The organism is Flavitalea plasmicola (assembly GCF_030546645.1).
Classification (GTDB): Bacteria; Bacteroidota; Bacteroidia; order Chitinophagales; family Chitinophagaceae; genus Puia.
Map to the genome: position 1 here is coordinate 158,920 of NZ_JAUOTO010000002.1, position 25,365 is coordinate 184,284.

A 25,365-nucleotide genomic window follows, 5' to 3' on the forward strand; every position below is an offset into this window, starting at 1 on the left:
TATAAATACATGAAAACTATAAGCTTACAGGGTATGGGAAGGTTCGATCCTTTCCCAATTATGGACAAAATGCTCCCTGGTGGAGAGATTCTCCACCACCAGGGTACAGGATGAAAAGGGCAGCTGTCTGACCACCGCCTCTATATCGGCGACGATATCGTCAGGATCATCCGTATCGAGTATGATGGAAAAGCTCATGTTAGGATTTTCTTCCGTTGGCCCGTCCTGCACCATCCTGGATGGGTTGAAACATTGCCATAAATAATCGCTCCTTCTTTTCGACATTATTTCGATCGCAGCATCGACCTTCTCACGCAAAAAGCTGATATAGCCAAAAAATACCCTGTTGTTGCTCATTTTTTAATGTGGATACTGATTATCAATTTCTAAGTATCTTCCCCGGCGAGATGCATTCCGGTAAGACCCATAGCTGCATGGTTTATGGAAGGTAAGATCGGGAAAGTTTTTTGTGTGCCAGAGGGCCACAAGCTATCATAATAAATGAATAACGCCAAAAAATAGTCTTTGCAAATTTTGTTTTAAATTGTATCCTCAATAAATCACCATGAGAATGATCCAAATTGCTTGTCCTTCTGCAACAAGAGTATTGATACTTTCCGCTATGGGTTTTTTTGCCGGTGTTACGGCTGTACGTGCCCAGGCCGATTCGCTGGACGATCATAAGCTGACAGAAATATACAGCCCGGTACCGCCCGTGGTGACGCCCGGCGCACAGGCGGGGGACGCGCCTTCCGATGCGGTCGTCCTTTTTGATGGTAAGAACCTGGACAAATGGGTGATGGTGAGCGATGGCAGCGCCGCGAAGTGGATCGTCGACAACGGCGTGATGACCGTGAATAAAAAAGTGGGCAATATCCAGACTAAAGAATCTTTTTCCAACTACCAGCTGCACATTGAATACAGGATCCCGGCCAACATCACCGGATCTGACCAGGCCAGGGGCAACAGCGGTATTTTCCTCGCCAGCACGGGCAAGGGCGATGACGGCTATGAGCTGCAGGTATTGGACAATTACAACAACAAGACCTATGTCAACGGGCAGGTAGGCAGCATTTACAAGCAAGCCGTTCCGCTGGCCAATGCCTGCCGCAAGCCGGGCGAATGGCAGACCTATGACATCATCTGGACGGCGCCTGTATTCCATACGGACGGCTCGTTGGCGTCTCCCGCGAAGGTAACGGTGCTGCACAATGGCGTGCTGGTGGAAAATGATTTTGAGCTGAAAGGTCAGACGCGCTATCGCGGCAAACCATATTACAAGGCGCATGGCCCCTCTCCTATCAAATTGCAGGCGCATGGCGATCCCAGCGAGCCCATCAGCTACCGCAATATCTGGATCAGGCCATTGTAATACTTCATTTACAGAATGGGTTCAATGTAATGCCTCTATGGCTCCCGCCAGGTAGACCAGGGGCGCATTCCAGTTGATGGCTATTTCATTGGAAGCATATGCCTTGTCATCATCCAGGTAAGCCAATTCAGCCTCGGAGGAAGGATACGTCTGTCTGTCCTGCCGTCCGGGGTTGGGGCCGCCTGCCAACAAGCCGGGTATGGGGGGTGTGATGCCGTCCGCAACGGAGGGGCGGTGGTGCGGATGAAGGGGTGAACGGCTGCCCATCCCTGTTATAAAGCAATAGCCGGTGGCGTTGCGGCCCAGCAGGTAGTCCAGGTTGGCCGTGGCGTAATCGACGTACTTCCTTTCCTTTGTCAGGAGCCATGCATTGATGAGCAGGATGCCCTGGTTGGCGGCTACCGCGCTGCTGCCCCAGACAAAGTCACGGGTGGAGGTACCCATCACCGTGTGGAATGCATTGTTTTGGGCAAGGGCGACGTAATGGTCCGCCATCCGGAGAACACGTTGTCTCAGGCGGGCGATGGTATCCTGCGGAAGGGAGGCCGCATGGCGGAGAAGGCTATATTCACCCAGCATATGGACGTTGCTCCAGGTGGGCAGGGTGGCCGGGTCGTTGATCCTTTCGTACAAGACTTTCCTGTATCTCTCCTCCCCTGTCGTGACCGTCAGTTCGGCGGCTGCCCAGCACCATTCATCTCTCATGTCCTTGTCGCCATACGCGCCCGTGGTGACGGCCGGAGCATATAATTTATTCATCGCGGGCTGGTCGTAGATCCGGGAAGGATTGGCCAGCGCCCATTGCCAGGCTTTTTCCGCGGCATGAAGACAGCTGTCTGCCAGACCGGGCAGCTGGCGGTCATATTTCCGGAAGACGCGGGCTGCCTGTGCCGTGACGGCGGCGAGGTCCAGCGTGGCGGCCGTCCCTTTTTGCACCACATAGCGGGGCGTCTTTGTAACACCCGGCATGACCATGCTGTCGAATGCCGCGTTGGTACATTTATGATATACGCCTCCGTCATTGGGGTCCTGCATGGTCAGCATCCACCGGAGGTTGTACAGGCATTCGTTGAGCAGGTCGGGCACCCCATGCACCGGTGGTATATTGGTATGGAGCGTATCGAAGAGTGCGGAAAAATCCTCGTAGGCGGACAAGAGCGTGCCCATGGTGATGCCGGAATTGACGATGTATTTATTATAGTCGCCCGCATCATACCAGCCTCCGGGTGACGAGATAACGGTACCCGCAGGCCGAAGATCCGAAGCCGCGGAAGGATGTATGAGCACCAGGGTATCCGGGTGGCCGGGAGGGCGGCTCCATACGCCGGCGTATGCCTTGTCCAGTGGCATGGCGGAGCGTTGGTAGTAAAAGCCTTTCAATGCTGCGCGGACAACCGGGGCTGCCATGTGGCGGCCGATGCGGAAAGTATATGAGCTTCCCAGGCCCGGGACAAGGATCCTGAAGGCGCCTTCTTTTGTGAAGGAGGAAAAATCAGCTGTCCGGCACCGTAAGGACGAATTGGCGCTGGCAGTTTCGGGCCCAAGGGGACCTGAATAGACGGTGTCGCCGGGGTGGAAGTCGGCGTTGTCGGGGTGGAAGTTGGCGTTGTGGCCCGGGTGTACGGCGTTGTCGCCGGAGTGGAAGTTGACGGTGTCGTCAGGCCGGGCCGCGACGATGTAGAATACGGCTGCCTGCGGCTGCCCGGTGATGATGGCCAGTTTTGGAGCGTGGGGATAAAAACCCAGCTGGTTTAACAAAATGGGGGTCCCATCGGGAGTGCGGGTGAGCTGTTCTTCCGCATTCGTGCAGATGGCACACAAGCACAAGGCGATGATCAGGGAAGTCCATTTCGCAGGCATAGTAAATTGTTTTACAGGCTGCAAGCTACATATAAAAATTTTTGCCCCCCTGGCTGCCGACGATTAATGAAAAAAAATCCGTATATTGTAATATCCACTAATTTAAAACGATTGTTCATCCCAAAACTTGATGTATGAAAAAGGTAGCTGATATTCTTTCGCACAAAGGCAGCAGGATCACTTCTGTCAGTCCCGAGACCACTGTCCTGGATGCATTGCGGATCATGGCCGATCAGAATATTGGCTCGGTGTTAGTCCTGGAGGGCCGGCAGTACAAGGGGATCATGACGGAGCGTGACTATTCCAGGAAAGTGATCCTCAAAGGCAAGTCCTCCACGGACACCAGGGTGTCGGAGATCATGACCAACGATCTTCCGCATGTAAAGCCGCAAGATACGATTGAGTTCTGCATGCAGCTGTTGTCGGACAAAAATATCCGGTACCTGCCGGTGTTCGACAATGACGAACTTTGTGGCATCATCTCGATCAATGATGTGGTAAAAGAGACGATCCTCACGCAGGAGGAGACCATTTCCCATCTCAAGGATTATCTGCATTCCGGGATATAGATCACGGGCTGTACAAGCGCAATGCTGCGCTTATAGTCTTTCCGGAAAGTAATTTTTCAGCACTTCCATTAACCGGTCGATCCTGAGCGGTTTGTGCTCGAAGCCGTCTATTTCCGGGATTGTCCCGGCGCGCAGCTGATCGTCGGGGTTGAGGGAGGTCGTCAGCATGATCATGACGATGCTGGCTTTTTGTGCTGGCGGCAGCTGGCGATACTTTTCCAGGAACTCCCAACCATCCATGGCCGGCATATTGATATCCAGGAAAATCAGTTCGGGGTGCGGGCAATGGGGGGCCTGTTCGTATTTGCCCTGGTGCATAAGGAAGTCCAGGGCTTCCTGTCCGCTCTGGACGGTCTGTACGGTGTGCGCGCAGTCTGCCTGCTCCAGGGTGATGCGGTTCAGGAAATTGGTAGGTTCGTCATCGTCGATGAGGAGGATACAGTTCAGCTTGTGTTGCATGATGGCAGGCAATTAGTTATTTAAAGTTAGGGCAAAGCTTGCTGACCGACAAGATTCACGAACCATTAACCAAAGAATGGGCCGGAAAATGCGTAAATTTGTGCTGTTAAAGTCGTCAACGCATGGCCGAAATGCTTCAAAAGGATGAGATCGTAGTCAGGGATATCATTGACACTGCCAGAACCCTTTTCAAAAAGACCGGGTTTAAGAAGACGACCATGGGCGATATCGCCCGGAGTCTGGGCAAGGCCAAGAGTTCCCTGTATTACTATTATCCCAGCAAGGAAGACATTTTCGAAGCCGTCCTCCATGCAGAAATGGACGAATTACTGGATCAGATCCATGAATCCATCGGGCAGGCTGCCACGTCGAAGGAAAAGCTGATCAACTATTGCCGGTGCCGCCTCCATAAGCTAAGCCAGCTATGCAATCTCAGCGATGCGCTGAAGAGCGAGATCGCGGACCTTCATTGTGTCATGACGGACCTGAAGAGCAGGTTTGACACGACGCATGTGGCATTGGTGAAAGGCATTCTGGAGGAAGGGGTCCGCAACGGGGAATTCAAGAAGCTCAATAACGACAACATCGAATTAGTGGCTTACCTGATGGTGAGCAGTTTCCGGGGACTGGCCATGCCGCTGATGCTTACAGGCGCGCAATGTCCCCGCATGGACCTGCAGATCGACTCCATCGTGGATATCATGGTCGAGGGGATAGGACGATAGCGCAACGGTCCACCCAACGGCGGAATCCGCCCATCTTCCCATAAAGATAATTGAACAGTACGATGCCGGTGCATCCGCAGGTGATGCCGGCCAATACGTCCAGCACATAGTGGTGGCTGGAATAGACGGCGGCAAACCAGATCCCTGCCATGATGGAGCCGAAAAGGAGGTTGATCCATCCCTGTTTTGTACGAATACCGTAATACAGCACGATCAGGGGATAGCTGGCGTGCAGGGAAGGCATCGCAGCAAATACATTGGAGCTTTTGGCGTACAGGCCGGCAAAGACCGAAACATGCAGGAGGCTGTCGAAGCGGCCCAGTCCCGCCGTATTGCCCGGAGTATGCGGATTGAACTGGAATCCGTATTGCTGCACATACCATGGCGGCGCGGCGGGATAAGCGTAATAAATGACGAAGCCCAGCAGGTTTACCAATAAGAAAGTGAGGGAGAATTTTAAAAAGGCTGTTTTGTCCTTATAGAAAAGATAGCCTGCAAAGGCCAGTGGGACAGGAATCCAGCAGAGATAGAAAATGCCGGTGAGCAGATCGAGCAAACTGTTGGTATGGGCGGCCCAATATTCGTTGGGCGTCTGCCCGTGGATGCCAAAGAGATTTTTTTCCGCAAGGTACAGGCTTTCAATATGCACGACATTGTACCTGTAGTTGGGGAAGGCCTTCATGGAGTCAAAGATGATCCAGAACACGATGAAGACAGAAAAGCCCAGGATAAAACGGCGGGTGGGGCCAGAAAGATAAAATAAGGTATTGAACAGCAGCACGAGGAAGACCTGATCGGACTTATAGCCAATCAGCCAGGCTGCCAGCAGCAGGTAAGCGACCGAGATGGCGGTGACTTTCAGGACCATTTTATAAGTGAGAGGCGTCCTCGCAGGGGCGACGCTGGTTGAATCCATTTCCACTAGATTTTTATACGTTGCATCATCTCTTTACCATTGTCCGGATCGATGCCTCTGAATTCGAGGTACTCGACATTCGGCGACCAGAAGCTGCCGCCCGGGTTGATCTTGATAAAGACCCTGTTCAGCAAGATTTGTTTGTTATCGATGGTGACATAGACGTGATGGAGGTTGTCCAGGGGTGACCTCCGCAGGTACATGGGTATCTTTTTATAGGATACGAAACGCAGCTCGTAATTGCCGTTGCCCAATGGCTGGGCTTTGATACCATAGGCAAAATGGCGCTGTATAAAGTTCAGCTCCTGCCGTTGTTTCTGCTCTGTGTAGCGGATCCAGAGCACATGGACGGGTTCGTCGGGATCGGGAACCCCATTCTTTTCGTTGAGCTCGCAGATGATGGTATTGATATTCGGCGTACGCTGCAGGTAGAATAGTGAATTGTTCCGATGAGGGGGGATGGGAAAGCTGTCCGGCGCGGCGTTGACGGGCGTAACGGTGACGCCGACCTTTTGTTTCTGTGCCAGGGCGGATGTAGCCAGGGTGGATGCCAGGATGAGCCAGAGGAAGATGCTGGCCTTTTTCACGGGGCTGGAGGGGGAACTGGCGGTACCGGTCTTTTGTTTTTCCTGTTCTTCCAGGGCTTTTTTGGCGTCGCGCAGGCGGCCGATGGCCGTTGCGTTGGCCAGGATAGCCATTACCGTTAGCGGGAGCGTGAAGATGGAAATGGTCTCGAACATGGGGAAGGAGGAATTGGGCCAATGGACCTTATAGTTCCCGCCCATCCACCTGGAGGCGATGCCGCAGGCCAGTGCGGAGACGCCGATGAGGATGACCCTTTCCGGGCGCTGCATCAATCCATCTTTGCATTCGATGCCTAATCCTTCGGCGCGCGCCCTGGTGTAGCTGACCATGAGGCTGCCGATCATACCGATGAAGGCCACCAGGCTGCTGAGAAAATAGTGATGGGCCACCAGGTAGTAGCATATACCCAGGAACAGGATCAATTCGCTATAGCGGTCCAGTACGGAGTCATACAGGGCCCCGAAGCGGGAACTCATATTACCCAGGCGGGCCACCTGTCCGTCCAGCATATCGAACAGGCCTGCGAACAGGATGAGCGCTCCGGCCCAGCCCACGTAGGAAAGGTCGCCGCGATTGCCTTTCTCTGCTCCTTCTATAAAGATGATGGAAACCCCGATGTTCAGCACCAGTCCGATGGTCGTCACCATGTTGGGGGTAAGACCCGCCCGGATCAGCAACCGGACGAATGGATTGATGACCTTGTATATTCCTTGTTGTAGTTGATTGCGAATGCTCATGTCCTCAGATCAAAAGTCAAATTTAGCCCTGGCCCGGATGCCCCAGGTAGGGATCTCCGGATGTTCCAGGTAGGTGAAACGTTTGATAAAATCTATTCTCACCAGCTTGAAAATATTAGCGATGGCAAAACCAGCCTCCAAATAAGGCCGGTGGTCGAGGGTAAAGGTCTCTCCTATCCCATTTGTCAGGGGGAACTGCACGAGCTCCGGGTGTTTTGTCGGATCGTTCTCATTCCTCATCCCTCCATATACCAGCTTGGCCTCGATGACCTCTCTCCATTTCAGCTTTTTCAACAGGGGGATCTTATTGAAGAAAAACCCATTGAAATAGTGGTCGATATATACGGCGGCAGAGTGATCTGTGATAAACTCCATGAAGTTCATCAGGTTGAAGCTCTGCAGCTGATAGGCAAAGGTTTGGTTGGCGTGCTGGATATTCAGCAGCGGCCAGGGAATCTTACCCAGCGTATAATTTCCATCGATGGTAATATCCGTGTATCCCAGATAGGAGAGATAAAACCGCTTGAAAAACTCCGCTCCGAAATTATGATAGTTGTACTCTCCGCCAAACAATCCCTTCACCCCTGTCGAATACCTGAGTGTAAATATCGGATATTTATTAAAAATAGGCACTCTGTACAGCTTGCCTATATAAAACTGTTCGTGGGGCGCCCAGCGGAATTCGGTGGATAATTCGCTGGTGGTGATCGTCTGCAGGGTATCCGCTCCCCCGCTTTTTACATAGGAGATGGTGCCTGCGGGCGTTTGCTTCCACCATTTTAGTCCAAATGCATAGGAGAAATGATCTCCGAACTCATGCTTGTAGTCCAGCCGGAAGATATTGTTATAAAGCCATTTGTCGTTGTTACCCCGTTTGAATGACAGCAGGAAGTTGTCTTCCTGTACGAACTGGAGCTCCTGTCCGGGGATCTTCGTATCCTTCTGGTAGCTGGCCCGGATATAATTCTGGGGGAAGCCGTAGATACTTTTATTGTTGAGGGAATAGGTGCCGCTGATGAAATACTTCCACTTCTGGTCCTTGAAACCATAGGCGGCATAGGCTTCGGAGTAATATCGTGTGCTGAGCTTGGTGGTGGTCCTGCCTCCGAAGCGGAGACGGAAGCCTTCCACGGGGTTGAAGCTGTAGAAAGTGCTGGCGGGGCCTATTTCGAAGATCCCGGCCTGTTTGTAGCCGGCGAGCAGCAGGGTGCCCCAGTCCATCAGGCGGCGGAAGGATTTCATGTGCTGGAGGCTATCGATGTTGGCGTAAACCTTTGATTCCGCCTTTGTCAGGGTGTCATGGCGGTAGGCGACCCAAAAGCTGTCCCGCTGGGTTTCCGCGCTGTCAAGGACCACTTCTGCAGGGCCCCGGAAAACGCTGTCGTCCACGGGGACATTGGTCTTAAAGTCCTTGAACGAGACCGTTCGTTCCCCGAATAGCCCTGTCCCCGACTTATTGATACCGAAGTCGCCCAGGACATCGCTTTTCTGGAGCAGATATCGACCGTCGGGCATCCGCTGGAAGTCCTGGTCGATCTTCATCTCCCGGACGAAGTTGAAGTTGATGCTTTTGCTCACCAGGAGGCGCAGCTTCTGGATCGCATAATTCCCGTCGAGCGTGATCCACATGGTACCCCTGAAAAGCAGGTCGTTGGGGTTCCTGGGGCGGAAGGACAGCCGCACCAGCTTCTGGGTATCCACCGTCACTGTATCGTCGATGAAATACATGTAGAAAGTGGGCCCCATATCCGCGATGGGGCTGAGAAAGAGGTTGGTAAAGACGGAAATATTATTATCGTATACGTTGAAATCCTGGTATAAGCGATTGAGGTACATGCTGATGCCCTGCATGTCCACAAATTCGCCGAAGTCTACCTTTCTTTTGCCTTTTACGACCGTCTTGGTCTTCTCGGGATTCTTCCGGTAATAAACATCCGACAGCGCTTCCTCCAGGTATACGGGAGAAAGGACGCGGCCTTCCAGCTTGGTGGTATCCCCGTTCTCCACCAGGAAGTGGTAGGGTTTCAGCAATTTGTTCTTGCCCAGCTTCGTCTCGTTGGCCTTGTTGACGGAGACCTGCAGCTTCTCGTATTTCTCATAGGTGGCATAGTTGTAAGATTCCATCCTGTTGGCATTCTTATGGTCGATGACCTGGCGGATCAGCTCGACAGCGGGATTGCCTTTGTTGCGGTATTTCTGCTTCTTGTTCCTCACCGTGGCCTTGCCCAGCTCCTTGAACTGCCGGGTGAGCGTCAGCTGGATATCCAGGGTGGGCAATGAGTCCAGGTGGATGGTGTAGGGGTCGTAGCCTACAATGGTGACGACGATGTCGATGGGGAATTTTTCCGCGGGGAGGCGGAACCTGCCGTCGGCATTGGTCCGGGCGCCGCCATGCTGGCCTCTGATCGATACGCTGGCATTGGATAATGGGGTGCTGGTAGCGGCGTCCCTGACATATCCTGTCACGGTCTGCGCCATGCTGTTGAGAGTGAATGCTAATGCCAATATCGTTGCGATACCGGCGGTCATAATGCTTGTCTTAAGGTTCATCCTGTCTTATTAGTCTTATTTAAATACATATCTTTTCTGCAATACGTAATTGTAAAATACAGCCACTGCTATTGAAACTATGATCTTGGCAAGCAAATAATTCATCGTTGTGAAATGGGTCAGCAGGTAAAAACCGGATACGTTGAGGACCAGGTTGCCTATCCAGACCAGCATATAACGGGTGAGCTGGGCGGTCCATTTGCTCTCCTGCGCGCTGAAGACCCAGTTCCGGCTGATCGAAAAATGTGTCACTCCTCCGCAAATGCTTCCCGTGGCGCTGCCTGCGACTTTGGGGACCCCAAGGCCCTGCACCAGGGCATAGGTAACCAGGAAATCGACCCCTGTAGCCAGCAGCGAAACCAACTGCGCCTTTGAGAAAGTTATCATCCTCTTCATATCTTCGTCAGCACAATTAGTTGTAATACAATATTGGAGTAAATTCCCGCCAGCACGTCGTCCATCATAACACCCCAGCCGCCATTTAGTTTTTCCATTCTTCGGATATATAATGGCTTAGCAATGTCAAAAAACCGGAAAAGCGCCAGGCCCACCAGCACATAGTGCCATCTAACAGGGATCAGCAGCAGGGTGATACACATACCTGCCACTTCATCTATGACAACTTTGGAGCTGTCCTTCCCCCATTCTTCCTCCACTTTATTTGCGCTCCAGATACCCAGGGTAAGGATGGCCAATGTCACGGTGACTTCTATAAAAACAGACTCATTTCCACCCGCCCCGGCAACATACCAGACTATACAGCAGGCGACGGCAGCCACTGTGCCGCCTCCTTTTGGTGTATAACCTATTCCAAGACAAGTAGAAATGAGTCGATGGAATCGTCCCATCAGGCCGTTATTTCTTCCTCCGCATAGGTCAGGCCCTCACCATTGACCAGCTCTTCGCCCATAAGTTTACGCAGGGCGTTCTGAAGATTATGCAGCTGCTTGAAAATATCGTGTTCTGTCCGGAAGCCGGGGATGGTCTGGGGGGACTTGAAATAGAAAGACAACCATTCCTGTATCCCACTGAGACCGGATCTTTTGGCCAGATCGCCAAATAAGGCCAGGTCCAGCACCAGCGGGGCAGCCAGGATACTGTCGCGGCATAAGAAGTTGATCTTGATCTGCATCGAGTAACCCAGCCAGCCGAAAATATCAATATTGTCCCAGCTCTCCTTGTTATCGCCATGAGGGGGATAGTAATTGATCCGGATCTTATGGTACAGCTCGCTATACAATTCCGGGCTCAGATCCGGGCGGAGGATGTCCTCCAGGACGCTGAGCTTGGAAACCTCCTTGGTACGGAAATTATCCGGTTCGTCCAGCACATAGCCGTCGCGGTTACCTAAAATATTGGTAGAGAACCAACCTTTTACGCCAAGGGCGCGGGCCTGCAGGCCGGGGGCGAGGATGGTCTTCATTAACGTCTGTCCTGTCTTGAAATCCTTGCCGGCGATGGGGGTCTCTGTCTGCTTGGCCAGCTCCGTGAGCGCGGGGATATCACAGGTGAGGTTGGGCGCGCCATTGAGGAAGGGGACGCCCAGCTTGATAGCGGCATAGGCATAGATCATGCTGGGGGCGATGCGGGGATCATTTTCGCGGAGCCCTTTTTCGAAAGCTTCCAGGGTTTCATGCACATCGGATACTTCCGTATATTTCTCGGTACTGCCGCACCATACCATCACCAGGCGATCGCAGTCGCGGGAATCCTGGAACTGGGCGATGTCGTCCATCAGGGCTTCGGCCAGCTTCATTTTATTGGCGCCCGTCTTGATGTGGGTACCATCGAGGTTCTTGATATAAGCTTTGTCAAACACCGCCTTCATGGGCTTCAGGGCTTCCAGTTCGGGGCGGAGCGCCTGTAAGAGTCCGGGTTCCAGCACTTTGGCCCTGCTGGCGGCTTCGTATACATTGTCCTCGTATACGTCCCAGCCGCCGAAAACCAGGTCCTGGAGGTTGGCCAATGGAACGAAATCTTTTATTTTAGGATAATTGTTCCCGGATTTCCGGTTGAGGTGAATATTTCCCATCTGTGTGATAGATCCAATTGGTTGCGCTAATCCTTTCTTTATTGCTTCAACGCCTGCAATCAAAGTAGTTGCTACGGCGCCTAAACCGGGGATCAACACTCCCAGCCTGCCAGTCGGTTCTTTTACTTCCATGGTTGTATGGTTTTGTAGTGATTAAAATGCAATCGCAAAATTATCGAAATAATAATTTTTCGAACAAAATAGTTTTCTGGTCGAAAAAAACGCATATGGGTGACACTGAGCCTCTTATAACCTATGCTAAAATTGTCTGATCTGATAAAAATAACTCCTTATACGTTAAAAGAAGGTGAATCTCGGCGAACAGGGGGTTTTGGGTGGTCAAATACGGTATTCGTCGGTCGGGAAGGCCGGTGAGGCAGGATCGGCCGGGCAAAATTACACGCTGATCTTTTTATCCCTGGCGGTGTTCCTCCATTCTCCCGTGAGCCGGCCCTCCTCGATGGTATAAACACGCTCATACAGATTGACGGTGGGGCAGATATGCATGGGCAATCCATACACTATGTCTCCGGGATGGTGTCCGTGCTCTTCGCTGGCGGATACCACCAGGTGCTCTTCGCTTTGTCCTGTGGCAATCCAGTCGGGAGCGTTGAGAAAGCTTACCCGGCGGGGCAGCTCATTTTCGGCGGCAATGGATTTATGTCCCAGGTCCAGGCAAAGTCTGCCGGGGGCCGGCAGAGAGATGACGCGGCTCACCACGAGTGCGGCGGGCAGGAATCCCTGTTCCGGGCATGTGTCACTGTAACCCTTATCCCAATAGACAAAAGTGCCGGGACTGCATTCCACGTCCGGTCTTTTGCAGTGAACGGAAAAGGTAGGGCTGCCTCCTGCGATGACGATGGGATCGGCGAAACCTGCCTGTATCAGGGCTTGCTTCAGGGCCGCGACCGCGGCAAAAGCGTCATCGCATTTCTGCTTCCGCGCGTCGAATTCCACGTCGCGGATATGACCGTCATAGGCGTGCAGGCCGATGGGAGTGACGCCGGCGGTCGATGCGGCTGTCCGGTAGAGTTGGAAGGCGGCCGCGCCCGGTGGGATGCCTGTACGGTTCATCCCAATGTTCAAATCGAGGTAGACGGAGATATTCAGGCCGGCGGATGCAAAAGCGGCGCCCATCGCTGTCAATGCTTCTTCGTTGTCCGACAGGCAGGAGCATTTCGCTGCCGGGTATTTGCGGACAAGTGAAATGAAGCGCTGCAGTTTGGGACCTATCGGCTGATAGGCCAGGAGGATGTCCGTAGCGCCGGCGATGGCCAGCATCTCGGCTTCGGCGATGGTGGCGCATTTGAATTTATGGATACCGGCGTCCAGCAACAGCCGGGTGACATCGGGAGATTTATGCGTCTTGACATGCGGGCGCAGGCGGGCGGGGTGGCCGGCCATTTCGACGGCCAAAGCTATATTGGCTTTTACGCGATGGGGATAGACCACCAGTGCAGGTGAATCTATTTGGTCCACCGTCTCTATGCGGTACCATTCAGGCGCGATGGGTATCATCTGAGCATATTTAATATAATTCAAATAAGGCTTCTATCTCCACGGGGATATTGTCGGGCAGCGAGCCCATGCCTACTGCGCTGCGGACACCTACGCCATTCTCTTCTCCCCAGACGGAGGCAAACAATTCGCTGCAGCCATTGATCACATAGGGATGCCGGTCGAATTCCGGCGTGCAGCCCACCATGCCCAATACTTTTATCACTCTTTTCACTTTGTCGAGGCTACCCAGATTGGACTGTATAGTGGCAAGGATCGCCAGTCCCGTCTGCCGGGCGGCCAGTCTGGCCTCTTCTATGTCCAGGTCGGCGCCTACGCGACCGATGATGAGGGTCCTGTCCTCTTTCAGAGGACCATGACCGGATACATAAAGATATTTTCCATCTATCAGGCAAGGTTTGTACACGCCCAGGGGCGTCGGGGCGGGCGGCAATTGCAATCCCAGTGCGGCGAAATTCATTTCAGGAGTTTGATCGGGCATATTTGTATTTAACAGGATAAATCAGGGGGCCGAAGTTACGGGATTTTTTTGTCCATCTTCCCGGCGCAATGCCTTAAAGCAGGCGATAAAGCCGCCGTCCATGAAAGTATTGGCGACGCTGCTGCACACCAGGAAATACCGGGGGATCCCTTCCGGATGTTGGGAAGACAGCTGTGGGATATAATGAAGGACGAATATACTGCTGTAAAACAACATGCCGGAAGCCAGCCAAAAATCGGGCCGGGCGGAAAGGGACTTGTCCGAATTATTCAGCAGGACATCGGCGAGGGCGGCCACCCATTCAAACCCCATGCCGTACAGGAGGTAGGTCACGAACATTATTTTCTCCAGCATGAGTTTGTCGTTTTAAGGTAACAAAGCAAGCGATGAAGCCGCCGTACATGAACGCGTTGGCGACGGTGCTGCATGCCATAAAATACCAGCCTACCAGGGCGGCCGATCTGAAGAAGATCTCGGCGATATAGATAAGCGTGAATATGCTGCAATAGAAGAGCATGCCGGCGCTCAGCCAGAAAGCGGGTTGCGCGGACAAGGGAGTATCGGATGTGTTTACCAGGATATCGATGAGGGCCGCGCAGGTGGTGATCAGCTGTATGAACATGGTGAACAGCTGGAATGAAGGATTCAAATCGTTCAATGGCGGTCCCCAGATATAATTTGCGGCCGAGCCCAGGGTCAGTACGATCAGCATTGCCGTGAGCAGGCGTTTTGCCCATCTCCGCGACAACAGGCGGAGCTGAATGTAGACGATGCCTCCCGTCTCGCAGTAAGCCCAGATATTATATAAAGAATGGGCTTTGATGTGCAGCGGGATGGCGAACTGGTCGGACGTCTCCACTACCACCGTCGCCCAGCATAAGACGACCAGCCATTTATAGGCGTCCTGCCAGGCAGCCCGTCGGTTGCGCTGGCCGATGATGGCGGCGGCCCATTCAATTCCCAGAAGGTACACTGTGTAGGTCAGGTACACTACCAGCCGTAGGACCATAAGGTTGTTTTTTTAAGGTGAGGAAGCAGGCGATAAAGCCGCCGTACATAAAAGTATTGGCGATGAGGCTGCATACTAGAAAAAACCAGCCTATCGGACCAGGCGATCTGAAGAACAGCAGGAAGATATAGTTAAGGACGAATACGCTGCAATAAAAGAGCATACCGGCGTTCATCCAGAAAGCGGGCTGTGCGGACAAAGGGACAGCGGTCGTTTTGTCGCCCAGTATATCGATGAGAGCCGCGCAGGTGCCTATCAGCTGGATGAACAGGGTGAACAGCTGGAAGGGGGGATTTAAATCGTTCAATGGCGGACCCCAGACATAATTTGCGGCCGTGCCGATGGTCAGCAGGATAAGCATTGCCGTGAGCAGGTGTTTTGTCCATTGCTGCTTCAGCAGGCGGCGCTGAATGAAGATAATGCCGCCCGTCTCGAAATAGCCCCATATATTATAGAAAATATGGTGTTGGACGCGCAGCAGGATGAAGCAGTGGTCGGTCATCTCCACTACCACCGTCACCCAGCATAAGATGACCAGCCACTTGTAGGCATCCTGCCAGGCAGCCCTTTTGCAACGCTGGCCGACGATGGCTGCAGCCCATTCAAAGCCGAGGCAGTACACTGTGTAGACAAGGTATAATATCACCCGCAGGAGCATAAGGTTGTTTTTTTATTGACAATGGCATCAGCGCAGTCCTTCTTTCAATACTTTCAGATCGCCGTCGATATCCGGCGGCGGGGTGAGCCCCAGGATATGCGCTATCAACGGATATACGTTCACATTTTCGAAAGCCGGTATCGTGAGGCCCTGTTTGAACGCGGGGCCCCAGGCGTAGAAGGTGGCGCCCATCTGGGAGATGGCGTTGTCGAAACCGTGTTCGCCTGGAATGAGCCTGTTATTCTTTAAAAAGAACATCCGGGGATATTTGGTCACCAGCAGGATGTCCCCCATCCGGCGGTAGCGGTCATCCTTAGACGTATAATGCCACCGGGACGGCGTTTCATCGGGGAGGTAGACGTCGAAATCCTTTGCTTCTTTTTTCAGGGCTTCGTAAGCGGCAGGGATATCTTTCCTGTCGCGCGCATACAGGTGCCGCAGGGTCTCGCTGCCCGCGACGATGAATTTTGTCGTGTCGATGGAAGCAGGAACGGCGACGCCGTGCAGGGTGTCGATGGGCGCCATGCCATGGTCCGAAACGAAAATGTAATTCACCGGCAGGTGCAGTGAATCCACCATGCGCGTCATTTTTCCGACGACATCATCCACCAGGTGAACGGCTTCATCCGCCTCTTTCGAATCGGGTCCGTAGATATGCTCCGCGTGATCCACCTGGGACATGTAGAAAAGGATCAGGTGCGGGCGTTGCGGCTCCGGCAGGCTGAGCCAGCTCTTTACGGCCCGCAGGCGGGTGTCCATGGATATTTTATCATTGAAATAATAGTAGTGGGTGGGGCGGACACCGGCGACGGCCGCCTCGGAGCCTACCCAGAAAAGACTGGCCGTCACCATCTGCTGCTGTTCGGCCAGCGCCCAGATAGGAATGCCCCCGTACCAGGAGCTGTCACGGACGGCGGTGCGATCGCTGATCCTGTACCCTCTACCCTTTTGGGGATCGTAAAAAGTGTTGTCCACGATGCCATGGTGGGAGGGATAAAGACCGGTGGCCAGGCTGTAATGGTTCGGGAAAGTGACGGAAGGATAGGAAGGGATCATCTTTTCTGCGGCCACTCCGCCCGCACGCAGCGCCAGCAGGTGGGAGGCATGGTATTTTTCAGCAAGGTCCCAGCGAAACCCGTCGGCGGAGATCATGATCACGTATGGCTTTTGCAGCTGTACGGGACTGTTGGACCGTCCGGGCATGACTATCTCGGCGGTGTCCGGGGCCGTTTGAGCAGAGCCATTTGAAGTAAACAGGGATGCGACAATCAGGAAAAGGACAGGTCTTCTCATATTGGTTGGTATTCGGTGGTGAAATTAAAGTATTTAGGTTGATCATCCGCGAACAACGACTGTATCGAATACGAACAACGTCGCGGGCTATCCGTGTATTATCAATTGATTTATAAGAAGATGCAATAGTGGCATTTTTTTGGTTGCGGGAGACACATGATAAGAAACTATTTCAAGGTTGCCATACGGAATCTCCTGCGCAACAAGTACTTTTCTTTCATCAATATCATGGGGCTGGCAGTGGGGATGACGGCCTGTTTCCTGATCTTCCGGTATGTAAGGTTTGAACTGAGCTATGATGATTTTCATGCCAAGGCGGACCGGATCTATCGTGTGGCGGGCGATGTCGTCACGCCCACCAAAACCGTTCACGCAGGGGTCAGCGTCGGGCCCGTGGCCATCCTGCTTAAAAAAGAATTCCCGGAAGTAGAAGACGCCGTCCGCCTATACAGGGACGGTTTTCTTGTGACCAAAGGGAACATAAAATTCCAGGAAAAGACCTCGGTAATGGCCGACAGCTCGCTCTTCCGCATCTTTGACTTTCCCTTGATCGCAGGCGACGCGCGTACGGCGCTGAGAGACCCAATGAGTGTTGTATTGTCAAAGAGCGCCGCCAAAAAATATTTCGGAGACGCCAACCCGCTGGGGCAGCATGTACTGCTCACCGGGGGCGCCATCGATGCCACCGTCACCGGCATCATGAAGGACATCCCGGAGAATTCACAGATCCGGACCGACATGTTTGTTTCCCTATCGTCCTGGGAACAGATCTATGGCTTCCCCAAGCAGGACAGCCAGTGGACTGCGCACAATTACTACACCTATATCCTGATGCGGCCTCACACGGATGCCGCCTCTCTGGAGAAAAAGCTCCCGGCATTTATGGAGTTCCACCACGGCGCCGACGCCCGGAAGTCGCAGATGTCCGAAACCCTGTTGCTGGAGCCGCTGATGGATGTTTATTTAAGGTCCCCGCGGGATGGATTCGTAACAGGGAATATTCAAAATGTCCGCATCTTCTCCATCATCGGCGTCTTTATCCTCATCATTGCCTGCATCAATTTTATCAATCTGACAACAGCCCGCAGCACGGTGCGGGCAAAAGAGGTGGGCGTACGGAAAGTGATTGGCGCAGCCCGGGGCCAGGTAGCGGCACAGTTCATGGGAGAATCAGTGATCATTTGCTGGGTGGCGTTTGCGCTGACCCTTTTGGCAGGCTCGCTGATGATGCCCTGGCTCAACCATCTTGCCGGGAAAGACATCGGTTCCTATTTCTTAAGCGGGCCAGCGGATCTTGCGATGTTGTTCTTATTGTCCACTGCGATCGGCCTCGTTGCCGGCATCTATCCTTCCCTGGTGCTGTCCTCCTTTAAGGCCGTCAGTGTGCTGAAAGGCCGGTGGGCGACGGGAACCCAGGGGCTGCTGCTACGGAAAGGCCTGGTGGTTTTCCAGTTCACTATCTCCATTGTATTTGTCCTGGGGACCATCGTCGTCTTCAAACAGCTGCGTTACATGCGCAGCCAGGAGCTCGGCTTCAGCAGGGAACAGGAAATGATCATCGAAACGAATTTCGATAAGAACCGGGACGTTTTTAAACAATCCTTAGCTTCCATACCCGGCGTACTGTCAACCGCCTATTCTTCAGGGGTGCCAGGTCAGGCTATTCTGCAGGTGTATACGGTCCTGGAGAACAGGGAAGGTGAAATGCAAAAAACAATTGTGGGCAGGGACTGCGTCGACCCCGACTTTATCACTCAATATGACCTGAAGGTCGTAGCCGGGAGGGCCTTTTTGAAAGGTTTATCCACCGACAGCACCCAGGCTATGATGATCAATGAAAGTGCGGTCGAATTGCTGGGCTATCATTCGCCGCAGGAGGCGCTTGGCCGGAAATGGGAGCAACGGGGCGCCCGGGGGACGATCATCGGTGTATTAAAAAACTTCCATTACCGATCGCTGCAGGAGAGCATTCAACCGCTGGTCCTGCGTATAAACCCCAACGAGTTCGGGACCATTTCGATCAAGCTGTCGGCAGCCGGCCCGGGTGCGACGATCAGGGCCATTGAAGACCACTGGAGGCAGGCAATACCCAATCGACCCTTCGAGTTTACTTTTTTGGATGAGCTGTTCGATAGCCAGTACCGGGCGGAGGACAAATTCGGGGACCTGTTCCTGCATTTCGCCGTGCTGGCCATCTTTATCTCCTGCCTGGGGTTGCTGGGACTGGCATCCTACAGCAATTTCCTTCGTACAAAGGAGATAGGTGTACGGAAAGTATTAGGCGCCAGCGTTTCCCATATCGTGCACCTGCTGTCCGTGGATTTTGTCAAACTGGTGTTGATCGCTTTTCTTATCGCATCGCCCGTCGGATGGTATGCCATGCACCAATGGCTGGGCGGATTTGCTTACAGCACGACTATTTCCTGGCAGGTGTTTGCCCTGTCGGGGGGAGCGGCTATCCTGATGGTGATACTAACGATCAGCTACCAGGCTGTCAGGGCGGCGGTGGCCAATCCGGTGAAGAGTTTGAGGACGGAATAGCTGTGAGCGGCGAGCTGTGAGCTGTGAGCGGCGAGCTGCGAGCTACAAGCTGCAAGCTGCAAGCTTCAAGCCAGGGTTTAGATAAGCGCACTTGTAGCTTGTAGCTTGAAGCTGATGGCTAAGAAGGTTCTTCCTGTGGTTTGTCGCGGACGCCGATGAGATCGGCGGTATCCACCGTGATGGGTATCAGCCCCACCTGCACCACGGCTTTTTTGCCGCGCAGCTCCCTGACCGTACCCACCTGGTGATTCTTCTTCATCATCACTTTCTGTCCCAGCTGAATGTCGCCGCCGACCTCTTCGTAGCGGGCGTCGAACTTCTTTCGCACTTTCTCGTTGACCTGCTTTTCTTTTTGTTTGAACAACAGGGCCTGCATTTGTTTGATCACCTCGTTCTTGTCCTCCGCCTTGCGCCAGTCGAAGATGATCTGCCGGAGCTTGCGTTCCATTTCTTTCAGATAGGTTATCCGTTCTTCGGTGATCTTGTTCTGATGTTTCAGCAGCTCCACCTGCTGGGTATGTTTTTCCTTATGGATGAAGGCTTCCATTTCCTTCTTCAGCTTTTCGTTCTCCTTCATCAGCTTGTGGAGCTCTTTTTCTTTTTGCTCCAGCTGCCTTAGGTCCTGTTCGGTCCGGTTCAGCAGCTTATCCAGGCGGAAATGGTCTTCGTCCACCAAGCTGCGGGCCCGCTGGATGAGTCGCGGCTCCAGGCCAATGCGTTCGGCGATGGAGAAGGTATAGGAGCTGCCGGGCTTGCCGATGATCAGCTTGTACATGGGCATCAGGTTCGTCTCGTCGAAGGCCATGGCCCCGTTGATGATGCCGGATGTCTTGTTGGCCATCACTTTCAGGTTCAGATAGTGCGTGGTGACGATGCCGAAAGAATGTCGCTTCACCAGCTCTTCCAGGATCACCTCCGCGAAGGCCCCGCCCAGGTTGGGGTCGCTGCCGCTGCCCAGCTCGTCAATGAAGAAGAGGGTCCTGCCGTTGGCATTCTCCATGAAGTAACGCATGTTCTTCAGGTGGGAGCTATAGGTGCTCAGCTCGAACTCCAGGCTTTGTGTGTCGCCGATGTGGATCATCAGCTGCTTGAAGATCCCCATTTCGGAATCGGGATGCACGGGGACCAGCAGGCCGCTTTGCAACATCAGCTGCAGCAGACCTACCGTTTTCAGGGTCACTGTCTTTCCGCCCGCGTTGGGACCTGAGATGACGAGGATCCTGTCTTTTTCATTCAGCGAGATATTCGTAGGGATGGTGGGCTTTTGGTTCTTCCGGTTGTACAGGTACAGCAGGGGATGATAGGCCTGGCGGAGATGAACATGCGCTTTATCCATCAGCTGCGGATAGTTGGCGTTCATTTCCCCTGCCAGCCGGGCCTTGGCCCGGATGAAATCGAATTCGCCCAGTACGTCATGCCATATGGTCAATAAGGGTGCGTGGCCGGATAGCCGTTGGGTCAGCTCCCGGAGGATGCGATTGACCTCCCTGCTTTCCGCATGTTCCAGGGAGAAGACCTCGTTATTCAGCTCGATGGTCTCTTCCGGCTCGACGAAGGAAGTACGGCGGGTGTCGCTTTCTCCGTGGAGGATGCCTTTCACCTGCCGTTTGTGTTCGGCATAGATAGCCACTACCCTTCTGCCATTGAGAAAAGATTCCTCGATGTCGGCGACATAGCCGGACTTGGCCAGCTTGGACAGGATCCTGTCGAATACGCGCCTCAGCTCATTGCGTTTACGGTAAAGGCTCAACCGGATATTGGCCAGTTCTTCGGAGGCATTGTCCCGTACGACGCCGGATTCATCCAGCACTTCGTCTATGGCGGCGATGATGCTTTTCTCGTATTGCGTATGAGCGATGACCCTGGACAGCGCCGGATAAGCAATTTTTCTTTCCGCATCGAACCAGCGGAAGATGCTTTGCATGCCTTCCGCCAGCCGGCGGATCTGCATGAACTGCTCGCCCGTGAGGGTGGCGCCGGGAATGCCCAGGAGCTTCAGCTCCCTGGAAAGATTTAATGTATGGTCATTGGGGAAATACTGGCCGGCGCTGGTCAAGAATTTGAATTCATGGGTTTGCCGCAGCTCCAGCTCGATGAATTCCTTGCGGGTATGAATGCGGAGATCGCCGGCCTTCGCCCGGGCGTATTCTGTGTTGCACTGTTCTGTTAAAAGGGCCTTTATCTTGTCAAATTCCAACTGGACCAAGGCTGACTCCGGAAAAATTTTCATACCACCCTCCGCCTGCGGGCGGATCCTTTGATTTTTTGAGCAGCGAAGGTACGGCTTTTTGAGGTGCGAGCTTCAAGCTGCAAGCTGCAAGCTGCAAGCTGCAAGCGGAGAGCGGTGAGCGGTGAGCTACGAGCTGGGAGCTGCAAGCTACAAGCTGCAAGCTACAAGCTGCAAGCGGTGAGCGGTGAGCTGCGAGCGGTGAGCTGCGAGCGGTGAGTTGTGAGCTGTGAGCTGTGAGCTGCAAGCTACAAGCTGCAAGCGGTGAGCTGCGAGCTGCGAGCGGTGAGCGGTGAGCTGCGAGCTGGGAGCTGGGAGCGGCGAGCTGCAAGCTGCAAGCGGTGAGCCTTGAGCGGCAAGCTAAGGTTCTTATAAGTGTCTGGCTAGTAGCTAGTAGCTTGTGGCTTGTGGCTAGGAATAACAGGCATGGCGGGCAATTCCTCGTCGGCAGGAAGGCTGCCATCCTCGATATGGACGGAGTCGCTGCGGGTTTGTTGTGCCTGGGGCTCTTTTTCGCGCAAGTATTTCCAGAAGATGCCGACGATGGCCAGGGCTGCCAGGCCTTCCGCCAACAGGGTGGCGGGAGCGCCGATGTATTGCGATACGGCCCCGATGAGCAGGCTGCCCAGCGGCTGCAGACCGAAGTAGGCCATGGCAAAATAGCTGATGACCCGTCCCCGCATCGCAGGCGCCACCGTTGTCTGGATGATGGTATTGGAGATGGTGGTCTGTGCCATCATACCGAAGCCCGAAAGCATGGCGAAGATCATGGCCAGGGGGAACCAGGTGGTGTGGGAGAAGAGCATCAGCCCTACGCCAAATAAGACCGTATTGGTCCAGAGGATCTTTTTCCTGTCCACGGAGGCGGGTAAAGAGGCCAGGAACAGCGCACCTGTCACGGCCCCCAGCCCAATGAAGCTGTCGATGTATCCAAAAGTAGTGGCGTCCCCTTTAAAGATCTCTTTGGCATACACGGGCATCATGGTGGCGTAAGGGATCACCAGCAGGCTCATGGCGGCCAGCATAAGGATCACTTTTGCGATGGAAGGGGTCTGTTTGAGATAAGTGAAGCCTTCCCGCATCTCTGTGAATACTTTTTTGTCATTGGCTTTAGGCTGGTACGCGGGGAGCCGCATTCTCAGCAGGGAGATAATGACGGCTATAAAGCTGGCGGCATTCAGGATGAAGCAGGCGCCCGCCCCCAGCTTTTCGAGGACCACGCCGGCGAAAGCGGGGCCGATGAGCCGGGCCAGGTTGACCATCGAAGAGTTCAGCGCCAGGGCATTGGGAATATCCCTTTTGTCTTCCACCATGTCATAGACGAGGGATTGCCGGGCGGGGACGTCAAAGGCGTTGATACAACCCAGGATTACGCTGAGGGCGAGCAGCTCCCAGACCTTATAGTGACCCGTGATAATGATGACGGCAAGCGCGGAGGCTTGCAGCAGGGAAGCAAATTGCGTAGCCAGCAGCACCCGGAACCTGTCGTAGCGATCGGATACCACGCCGCCAAACAAAGACAGCATGAAAGAGGGGAACTGGCCTGCGAAGAAAGTAAGTCCCAGGAGAAAAGCGGAGTGCGTCATCGTGTAGATCACCCAGCTGACAGCCGTGCGCTGCATCCAGGTGCCTATGAGGGATACGAATTGTCCGTAGAAATACAACCGGTAGTTACGGCTGTGTAATGCGTTGAATGTGGTTAACTTCATGATTTTGGGTCCTTTTAATCGTCTGTTGGTTCATATGGTTGGTTGTGTCAGGTGTTGCTGGTTTGGTTAGGTGTTGTTGGTCCAGTCAGGTGTTCGTAGTCCGGTCAATCGTCGATCAACCTGGCCAGTATGGTCATTGCTTCGGAAAGCACTTCCTTTTCCTGGGGGGTGACCTTCTCGTGCAGGGCGCGGGCCAGCCATTCCTGCTTTTCCTGGCGGAGGCGTTCGATGTATGTTTTGCCTGCGGCCGTGAGAGAGAGGTACATTTTTCGTTTGTCGTTCTCGGAGGGCGTCTTGTGAATAAAGGCAATTTCAAAAAGATGGGCGATCACCTGGGACATGGATTGGGTGGTGACCTTTTCCATCTGGGCGAGCTCCGTCGGCAGGAGCCGGCCGTGCTTTGAGAGCAGGCCCAGGGTGGAGCGTTCCGTAAGCGAGAGCATCTCTTCATTATGCGTTTGCCTGCGGAGAACCTTTACCAGGCGATGGATCACTTCGCGCAGGTTGCCCGCGATCTCTATGTCCTTTTGGGATGCGTTCATAATGCAAAGGTAAACTACTAAGTTTACTTTATCAAGTGGATTTATAAGTTTAACTACTTATTAATAGGTATTGGGCGTGTGGAGCGCTGTTAACGAACTTTTAAAACCGATTATTTGTCATATAGCGTACATAATAGGGGGTATGGGTGAAAGTACCTTTGGGAAGCAGGAAAAAATTTAAATAACGCATCAATGCAAAGAGCCATGACAGAACGGAACGAAGTTTCGTTGGCCGAAGGCCAGACATTAGATCTTTCCGGAAAACGGGTTACATTTTTCAGAAGACCCGTTTTCCGGACATTTTTATCATTCTTGACTACATTAGCCATATTTTCGGCGGCCTGTGAGCCGTCCACTAAACAACCCGTCAATAAAAGCAATATTATGAGCGAGGACAACGCTATCCCGGCAGGAAAAAAGACAGACACGGCCACATTTGGAACAGGATGCTTCTGGTGTACGGAAGCCGTCTTCCAGGAGCTGAAAGGTGTTTTGAAAGCGACGTCCGGCTATACGGGAGGCCATGTCGCCAACCCGTCCTATGAAGAAGTGTGCACGGGGACTACGGGCCATGCCGAAGCGCTTCAGATCATTTATGATCCTGCGGTCATCACCTATGACGAGCTGCTGGAAGTATTCTGGGAAGCGCACGATCCCACCAGTCTGAACAAGCAAGGTAATGACGTGGGTACGCAATACCGCAGCGCCATTTTCTACCACAATGCCGAACAGAAAGAAAAAGCCGAGCATTATAAGGCGGAGCTGAATAAGAGTGGCGCGTATGATAAGCCTATCGTTACGGAGATAACGGGGTTTACCAAGTTCTATCCCGCGGAGGATTATCACCAGAATTACTACAATACGCATGGATCGCAGCCTTACTGTTACCTGGTGATCAGGCCGAAGGTGGAGAAGTTTGAAAAGGTGTTTAAGAATAAGCTGAAGAAGAATAATTAATATCACCTACCAAGGCTGCTGTCTGAAATTCATGATCCCCACAGCCGTCTTATAACTTCCTTTGAACAAAGGGACGTCATTCTGCAGGATCACATAATCCGTAGTCGGCGCCGAGGTGTCGGCAACGGCTTTATTGAGCTTAGCTGTGTCGCCCGCGGCCTCTGCATCGACGATGCTATTGCCCAATTTGATCGTGGTCAACTGATTGTTGTCCGGTATGAGGAAAGTGGCTTCACGAATGCCTTTTTTCCCGTCAAACATAGCGGCTGGCGTGAGAACGGGCCCGTCTCCTTCTCCCGTGGCCGGGGGCACCCCGATCCAGGCGGCTAGTATGCGCACGGTATCTCCGCTGCCTTTTTCTTTGCCGATGAACTGGCTGTAATAAACATCGCCTTTCCTGCCATCTTTTCCCCCGGAAAAGCCGAGGATCTCTATTTCCGTACCGGAGCTGAGCCTGGCAGGAACATACCTGTATTCTTTCAGCAGGATGGTGCTGTATCCATCGGATCCGGAACCTGATGATCTGCAGGAAGAGCATAAGAAAGGGACGAGCAAGGCGATTGGGGCAAGCAAATATTGGTTCTTCATTCCCATAAGATACTGCCTGTTCAGCGCTGAACCAATA

General features: G+C 53.3%; 24 protein-coding genes. 5 read left to right on the forward strand and 19 right to left on the reverse strand.

Features of this window, described 5'->3' with window-relative positions; translation table 11 throughout:
* Positions 1–24: 24 nt before the first annotated feature.
* On the reverse strand, positions 25–357 hold the full coding sequence (locus tag Q4E93_RS06120) for a hypothetical protein (RefSeq protein ID WP_303583458.1): 333 nt from the start codon (positions 355–357) through the stop codon (positions 25–27).
* Between the two features lie 208 nt (positions 358–565).
* Between Q4E93_RS06120 and Q4E93_RS06125 the strand changes: the two genes are divergently transcribed.
* The gene (locus Q4E93_RS06125) at positions 566–1,372 is read left to right on the forward strand and encodes a 3-keto-disaccharide hydrolase (RefSeq protein WP_303583459.1); all 807 of its coding nucleotides are present in this window, start codon (positions 566–568) and stop codon (positions 1,370–1,372) included.
* A gap of 21 nt (positions 1,373–1,393) precedes the next feature.
* On the opposite strand, the gene Q4E93_RS06130 is transcribed toward Q4E93_RS06125, so the two are convergent.
* Positions 1,394–3,232, reverse strand: a complete 1,839-nt coding sequence (locus Q4E93_RS06130) for a glycoside hydrolase family 9 protein (protein WP_303583461.1) — start codon at positions 3,230–3,232, stop codon at positions 1,394–1,396.
* Positions 3,233–3,366: 134 nt separating this feature from the next.
* Between Q4E93_RS06130 and Q4E93_RS06135 the strand changes: the two genes are divergently transcribed.
* A complete protein-coding gene (locus Q4E93_RS06135; protein ID WP_303583463.1) occupies positions 3,367–3,801 on the forward strand; it encodes a CBS domain-containing protein in 435 nt (144 codons plus the stop codon).
* Positions 3,802–3,831: 30 nt separating this feature from the next.
* Here Q4E93_RS06135 and Q4E93_RS06140 read toward each other — a convergent pair whose 3' ends face one another.
* Positions 3,832–4,260, reverse strand: coding sequence for a response regulator (locus Q4E93_RS06140; protein ID WP_303583465.1), 429 nt, complete (start codon positions 4,258–4,260; stop codon positions 3,832–3,834).
* A gap of 122 nt (positions 4,261–4,382) precedes the next feature.
* Here Q4E93_RS06140 and Q4E93_RS06145 point away from each other — a divergent pair, with 122 nt between their 5' ends.
* A complete protein-coding gene (locus Q4E93_RS06145) occupies positions 4,383–4,985 on the forward strand; it encodes a TetR/AcrR family transcriptional regulator (protein ID WP_303583467.1) in 603 nt (200 codons plus the stop codon).
* On the opposite strand, the gene Q4E93_RS06150 is transcribed toward Q4E93_RS06145, so the two are convergent.
* From Q4E93_RS06150 to Q4E93_RS06205, 12 genes are all read right to left on the reverse strand, one after another.
* Positions 4,960–5,901, reverse strand: a complete 942-nt coding sequence (locus Q4E93_RS06150; protein ID WP_303583469.1) for a phosphatase PAP2 family protein — start codon at positions 5,899–5,901, stop codon at positions 4,960–4,962. The genes Q4E93_RS06145 and Q4E93_RS06150 overlap by 26 nt on opposite strands.
* A 5-nt stretch (positions 5,902–5,906) precedes the next feature.
* Positions 5,907–7,223 carry a DUF4833 domain-containing protein gene (locus Q4E93_RS06155; RefSeq protein ID WP_303583471.1) on the reverse strand — a complete coding sequence of 439 codons (1,317 nt, stop codon included), beginning with the start codon at positions 7,221–7,223 and terminating at the stop codon, positions 5,907–5,909.
* A 9-nt stretch (positions 7,224–7,232) separates the two neighbouring features.
* Positions 7,233–9,773 (reverse strand): DUF5686 family protein, encoded by a 2,541-nt coding sequence (locus Q4E93_RS06160; protein WP_303583473.1) that lies wholly within the window; start codon positions 9,771–9,773, stop codon positions 7,233–7,235.
* A gap of 15 nt (positions 9,774–9,788) precedes the next feature.
* Entirely contained in the window at positions 9,789–10,169 is a 381-nt protein-coding gene (locus tag Q4E93_RS06165; RefSeq protein WP_303583475.1) for a GtrA family protein, read from the reverse strand.
* The gene (locus tag Q4E93_RS06170; protein ID WP_303583477.1) at positions 10,166–10,621 is read right to left on the reverse strand and encodes a phosphatidylglycerophosphatase A family protein; all 456 of its coding nucleotides are present in this window, start codon (positions 10,619–10,621) and stop codon (positions 10,166–10,168) included. The genes Q4E93_RS06165 and Q4E93_RS06170 overlap by 4 nt, the downstream gene beginning before the upstream one ends.
* Positions 10,621–11,937: an inositol-3-phosphate synthase gene (locus tag Q4E93_RS06175; protein WP_303583479.1), complete on the reverse strand. Its 1,317-nt coding sequence runs from the start codon at positions 11,935–11,937 to the stop codon at positions 10,621–10,623. Before Q4E93_RS06175 ends, Q4E93_RS06170 begins: the two co-directional genes overlap by 1 nt.
* 264 nt (positions 11,938–12,201) lie before the next feature.
* Positions 12,202–13,323, reverse strand: coding sequence for a D-TA family PLP-dependent enzyme (locus Q4E93_RS06180; protein ID WP_303583481.1), 1,122 nt, complete (start codon positions 13,321–13,323; stop codon positions 12,202–12,204).
* Between the two features lie 10 nt (positions 13,324–13,333).
* Entirely contained in the window at positions 13,334–13,804 is a 471-nt protein-coding gene (locus Q4E93_RS06185) for a RidA family protein (RefSeq protein WP_303583482.1), read from the reverse strand.
* A 21-nt stretch (positions 13,805–13,825) separates the two neighbouring features.
* A complete protein-coding gene (locus Q4E93_RS06190; RefSeq protein WP_303583483.1) occupies positions 13,826–14,158 on the reverse strand; it encodes a hypothetical protein in 333 nt (110 codons plus the stop codon).
* Positions 14,106–14,813, reverse strand: a complete 708-nt coding sequence (locus tag Q4E93_RS06195; protein ID WP_303583484.1) for a hypothetical protein — start codon at positions 14,811–14,813, stop codon at positions 14,106–14,108. The genes Q4E93_RS06190 and Q4E93_RS06195 overlap by 53 nt, the downstream gene beginning before the upstream one ends.
* Positions 14,758–15,471, reverse strand: a complete 714-nt coding sequence (locus tag Q4E93_RS06200) for a hypothetical protein (RefSeq protein ID WP_303583485.1) — start codon at positions 15,469–15,471, stop codon at positions 14,758–14,760. The genes Q4E93_RS06195 and Q4E93_RS06200 overlap by 56 nt, the downstream gene beginning before the upstream one ends.
* Positions 15,472–15,498: 27 nt before the next feature.
* Positions 15,499–16,764 (reverse strand): alkaline phosphatase family protein, encoded by a 1,266-nt coding sequence (locus tag Q4E93_RS06205; RefSeq protein ID WP_303583486.1) that lies wholly within the window; start codon positions 16,762–16,764, stop codon positions 15,499–15,501.
* Between the two features lie 156 nt (positions 16,765–16,920).
* Between Q4E93_RS06205 and Q4E93_RS06210 the strand changes: the two genes are divergently transcribed.
* Positions 16,921–19,305 (forward strand): ABC transporter permease, encoded by a 2,385-nt coding sequence (locus Q4E93_RS06210; protein ID WP_303583487.1) that lies wholly within the window; start codon positions 16,921–16,923, stop codon positions 19,303–19,305.
* A 118-nt stretch (positions 19,306–19,423) separates the two neighbouring features.
* On the opposite strand, the gene Q4E93_RS06215 is transcribed toward Q4E93_RS06210, so the two are convergent.
* The 3 genes from Q4E93_RS06215 to Q4E93_RS06225 form a co-directional block, all read right to left on the reverse strand.
* The gene (locus Q4E93_RS06215) at positions 19,424–21,535 is read right to left on the reverse strand and encodes an endonuclease MutS2 (protein WP_303583488.1); all 2,112 of its coding nucleotides are present in this window, start codon (positions 21,533–21,535) and stop codon (positions 19,424–19,426) included.
* A gap of 380 nt (positions 21,536–21,915) precedes the next feature.
* A complete protein-coding gene (locus Q4E93_RS06220; RefSeq protein ID WP_303583490.1) occupies positions 21,916–23,241 on the reverse strand; it encodes an MFS transporter in 1,326 nt (441 codons plus the stop codon).
* A 104-nt stretch (positions 23,242–23,345) separates the two neighbouring features.
* Positions 23,346–23,783: a MarR family winged helix-turn-helix transcriptional regulator gene (locus tag Q4E93_RS06225; RefSeq protein WP_303583492.1), complete on the reverse strand. Its 438-nt coding sequence runs from the start codon at positions 23,781–23,783 to the stop codon at positions 23,346–23,348.
* Positions 23,784–24,167: 384 nt separating this feature from the next.
* On the opposite strand from Q4E93_RS06225, the gene msrA reads away from it, so the two are divergent.
* Positions 24,168–24,740: a peptide-methionine (S)-S-oxide reductase MsrA gene (msrA, locus tag Q4E93_RS06230; protein WP_303583494.1), complete on the forward strand. Its 573-nt coding sequence runs from the start codon at positions 24,168–24,170 to the stop codon at positions 24,738–24,740.
* A gap of 6 nt (positions 24,741–24,746) precedes the next feature.
* On the opposite strand, the gene Q4E93_RS06235 is transcribed toward msrA, so the two are convergent.
* Positions 24,747–25,328 (reverse strand): hypothetical protein, encoded by a 582-nt coding sequence (locus Q4E93_RS06235; RefSeq protein ID WP_303583496.1) that lies wholly within the window; start codon positions 25,326–25,328, stop codon positions 24,747–24,749.
* Positions 25,329–25,365: the final 37 nt, after the last annotated feature.

What these genes read in the sequence shown, in the direction of transcription:
- Q4E93_RS06120 (WP_303583458.1), bottom strand. Translation starts at nt 357, where the DNA reads ATGAGCAACAACAGGGTATTTTTTGGCTATATCAGCTTTTTGCGTGAG.
- Q4E93_RS06125 (WP_303583459.1), top strand. Translation starts at nt 566, where the DNA reads ATGAGAATGATCCAAATTGCTTGTCCTTCTGCAACAAGAGTATTGATA.
- Q4E93_RS06130 (WP_303583461.1), bottom strand. Translation starts at nt 3,232, where the DNA reads ATGCCTGCGAAATGGACTTCCCTGATCATCGCCTTGTGCTTGTGTGCC.
- Q4E93_RS06135 (WP_303583463.1), top strand. Translation starts at nt 3,367, where the DNA reads ATGAAAAAGGTAGCTGATATTCTTTCGCACAAAGGCAGCAGGATCACT.
- Q4E93_RS06140 (WP_303583465.1), bottom strand. Translation starts at nt 4,260, where the DNA reads ATGCAACACAAGCTGAACTGTATCCTCCTCATCGACGATGACGAACCT.
- Q4E93_RS06145 (WP_303583467.1), top strand. Translation starts at nt 4,383, where the DNA reads ATGGCCGAAATGCTTCAAAAGGATGAGATCGTAGTCAGGGATATCATT.
- Q4E93_RS06150 (WP_303583469.1), bottom strand. Translation starts at nt 5,901, where the DNA reads ATGGATTCAACCAGCGTCGCCCCTGCGAGGACGCCTCTCACTTATAAA.
- Q4E93_RS06155 (WP_303583471.1), bottom strand. Translation starts at nt 7,223, where the DNA reads ATGAGCATTCGCAATCAACTACAACAAGGAATATACAAGGTCATCAAT.
- Q4E93_RS06160 (WP_303583473.1), bottom strand. Translation starts at nt 9,773, where the DNA reads ATGAACCTTAAGACAAGCATTATGACCGCCGGTATCGCAACGATATTG.
- Q4E93_RS06165 (WP_303583475.1), bottom strand. Translation starts at nt 10,169, where the DNA reads ATGAAGAGGATGATAACTTTCTCAAAGGCGCAGTTGGTTTCGCTGCTG.
- Q4E93_RS06170 (WP_303583477.1), bottom strand. Translation starts at nt 10,621, where the DNA reads ATGGGACGATTCCATCGACTCATTTCTACTTGTCTTGGAATAGGTTAT.
- Q4E93_RS06175 (WP_303583479.1), bottom strand. Translation starts at nt 11,937, where the DNA reads ATGGAAGTAAAAGAACCGACTGGCAGGCTGGGAGTGTTGATCCCCGGT.
- Q4E93_RS06180 (WP_303583481.1), bottom strand. Translation starts at nt 13,323, where the DNA reads ATGATACCCATCGCGCCTGAATGGTACCGCATAGAGACGGTGGACCAA.
- Q4E93_RS06185 (WP_303583482.1), bottom strand. Translation starts at nt 13,804, where the DNA reads ATGCCCGATCAAACTCCTGAAATGAATTTCGCCGCACTGGGATTGCAA.
- Q4E93_RS06190 (WP_303583483.1), bottom strand. Translation starts at nt 14,158, where the DNA reads ATGCTGGAGAAAATAATGTTCGTGACCTACCTCCTGTACGGCATGGGG.
- Q4E93_RS06195 (WP_303583484.1), bottom strand. Translation starts at nt 14,813, where the DNA reads ATGGTCCTACGGCTGGTAGTGTACCTGACCTACACAGTGTACCTTCTG.
- Q4E93_RS06200 (WP_303583485.1), bottom strand. Translation starts at nt 15,471, where the DNA reads ATGCTCCTGCGGGTGATATTATACCTTGTCTACACAGTGTACTGCCTC.
- Q4E93_RS06205 (WP_303583486.1), bottom strand. Translation starts at nt 16,764, where the DNA reads ATGAGAAGACCTGTCCTTTTCCTGATTGTCGCATCCCTGTTTACTTCA.
- Q4E93_RS06210 (WP_303583487.1), top strand. Translation starts at nt 16,921, where the DNA reads ATGATAAGAAACTATTTCAAGGTTGCCATACGGAATCTCCTGCGCAAC.
- Q4E93_RS06215 (WP_303583488.1), bottom strand. Translation starts at nt 21,535, where the DNA reads ATGAAAATTTTTCCGGAGTCAGCCTTGGTCCAGTTGGAATTTGACAAG.
- Q4E93_RS06220 (WP_303583490.1), bottom strand. Translation starts at nt 23,241, where the DNA reads ATGAAGTTAACCACATTCAACGCATTACACAGCCGTAACTACCGGTTG.
- Q4E93_RS06225 (WP_303583492.1), bottom strand. Translation starts at nt 23,783, where the DNA reads ATGAACGCATCCCAAAAGGACATAGAGATCGCGGGCAACCTGCGCGAA.
- msrA (WP_303583494.1), top strand. Translation starts at nt 24,168, where the DNA reads ATGAGCGAGGACAACGCTATCCCGGCAGGAAAAAAGACAGACACGGCC.
- Q4E93_RS06235 (WP_303583496.1), bottom strand. Translation starts at nt 25,328, where the DNA reads ATGAAGAACCAATATTTGCTTGCCCCAATCGCCTTGCTCGTCCCTTTC.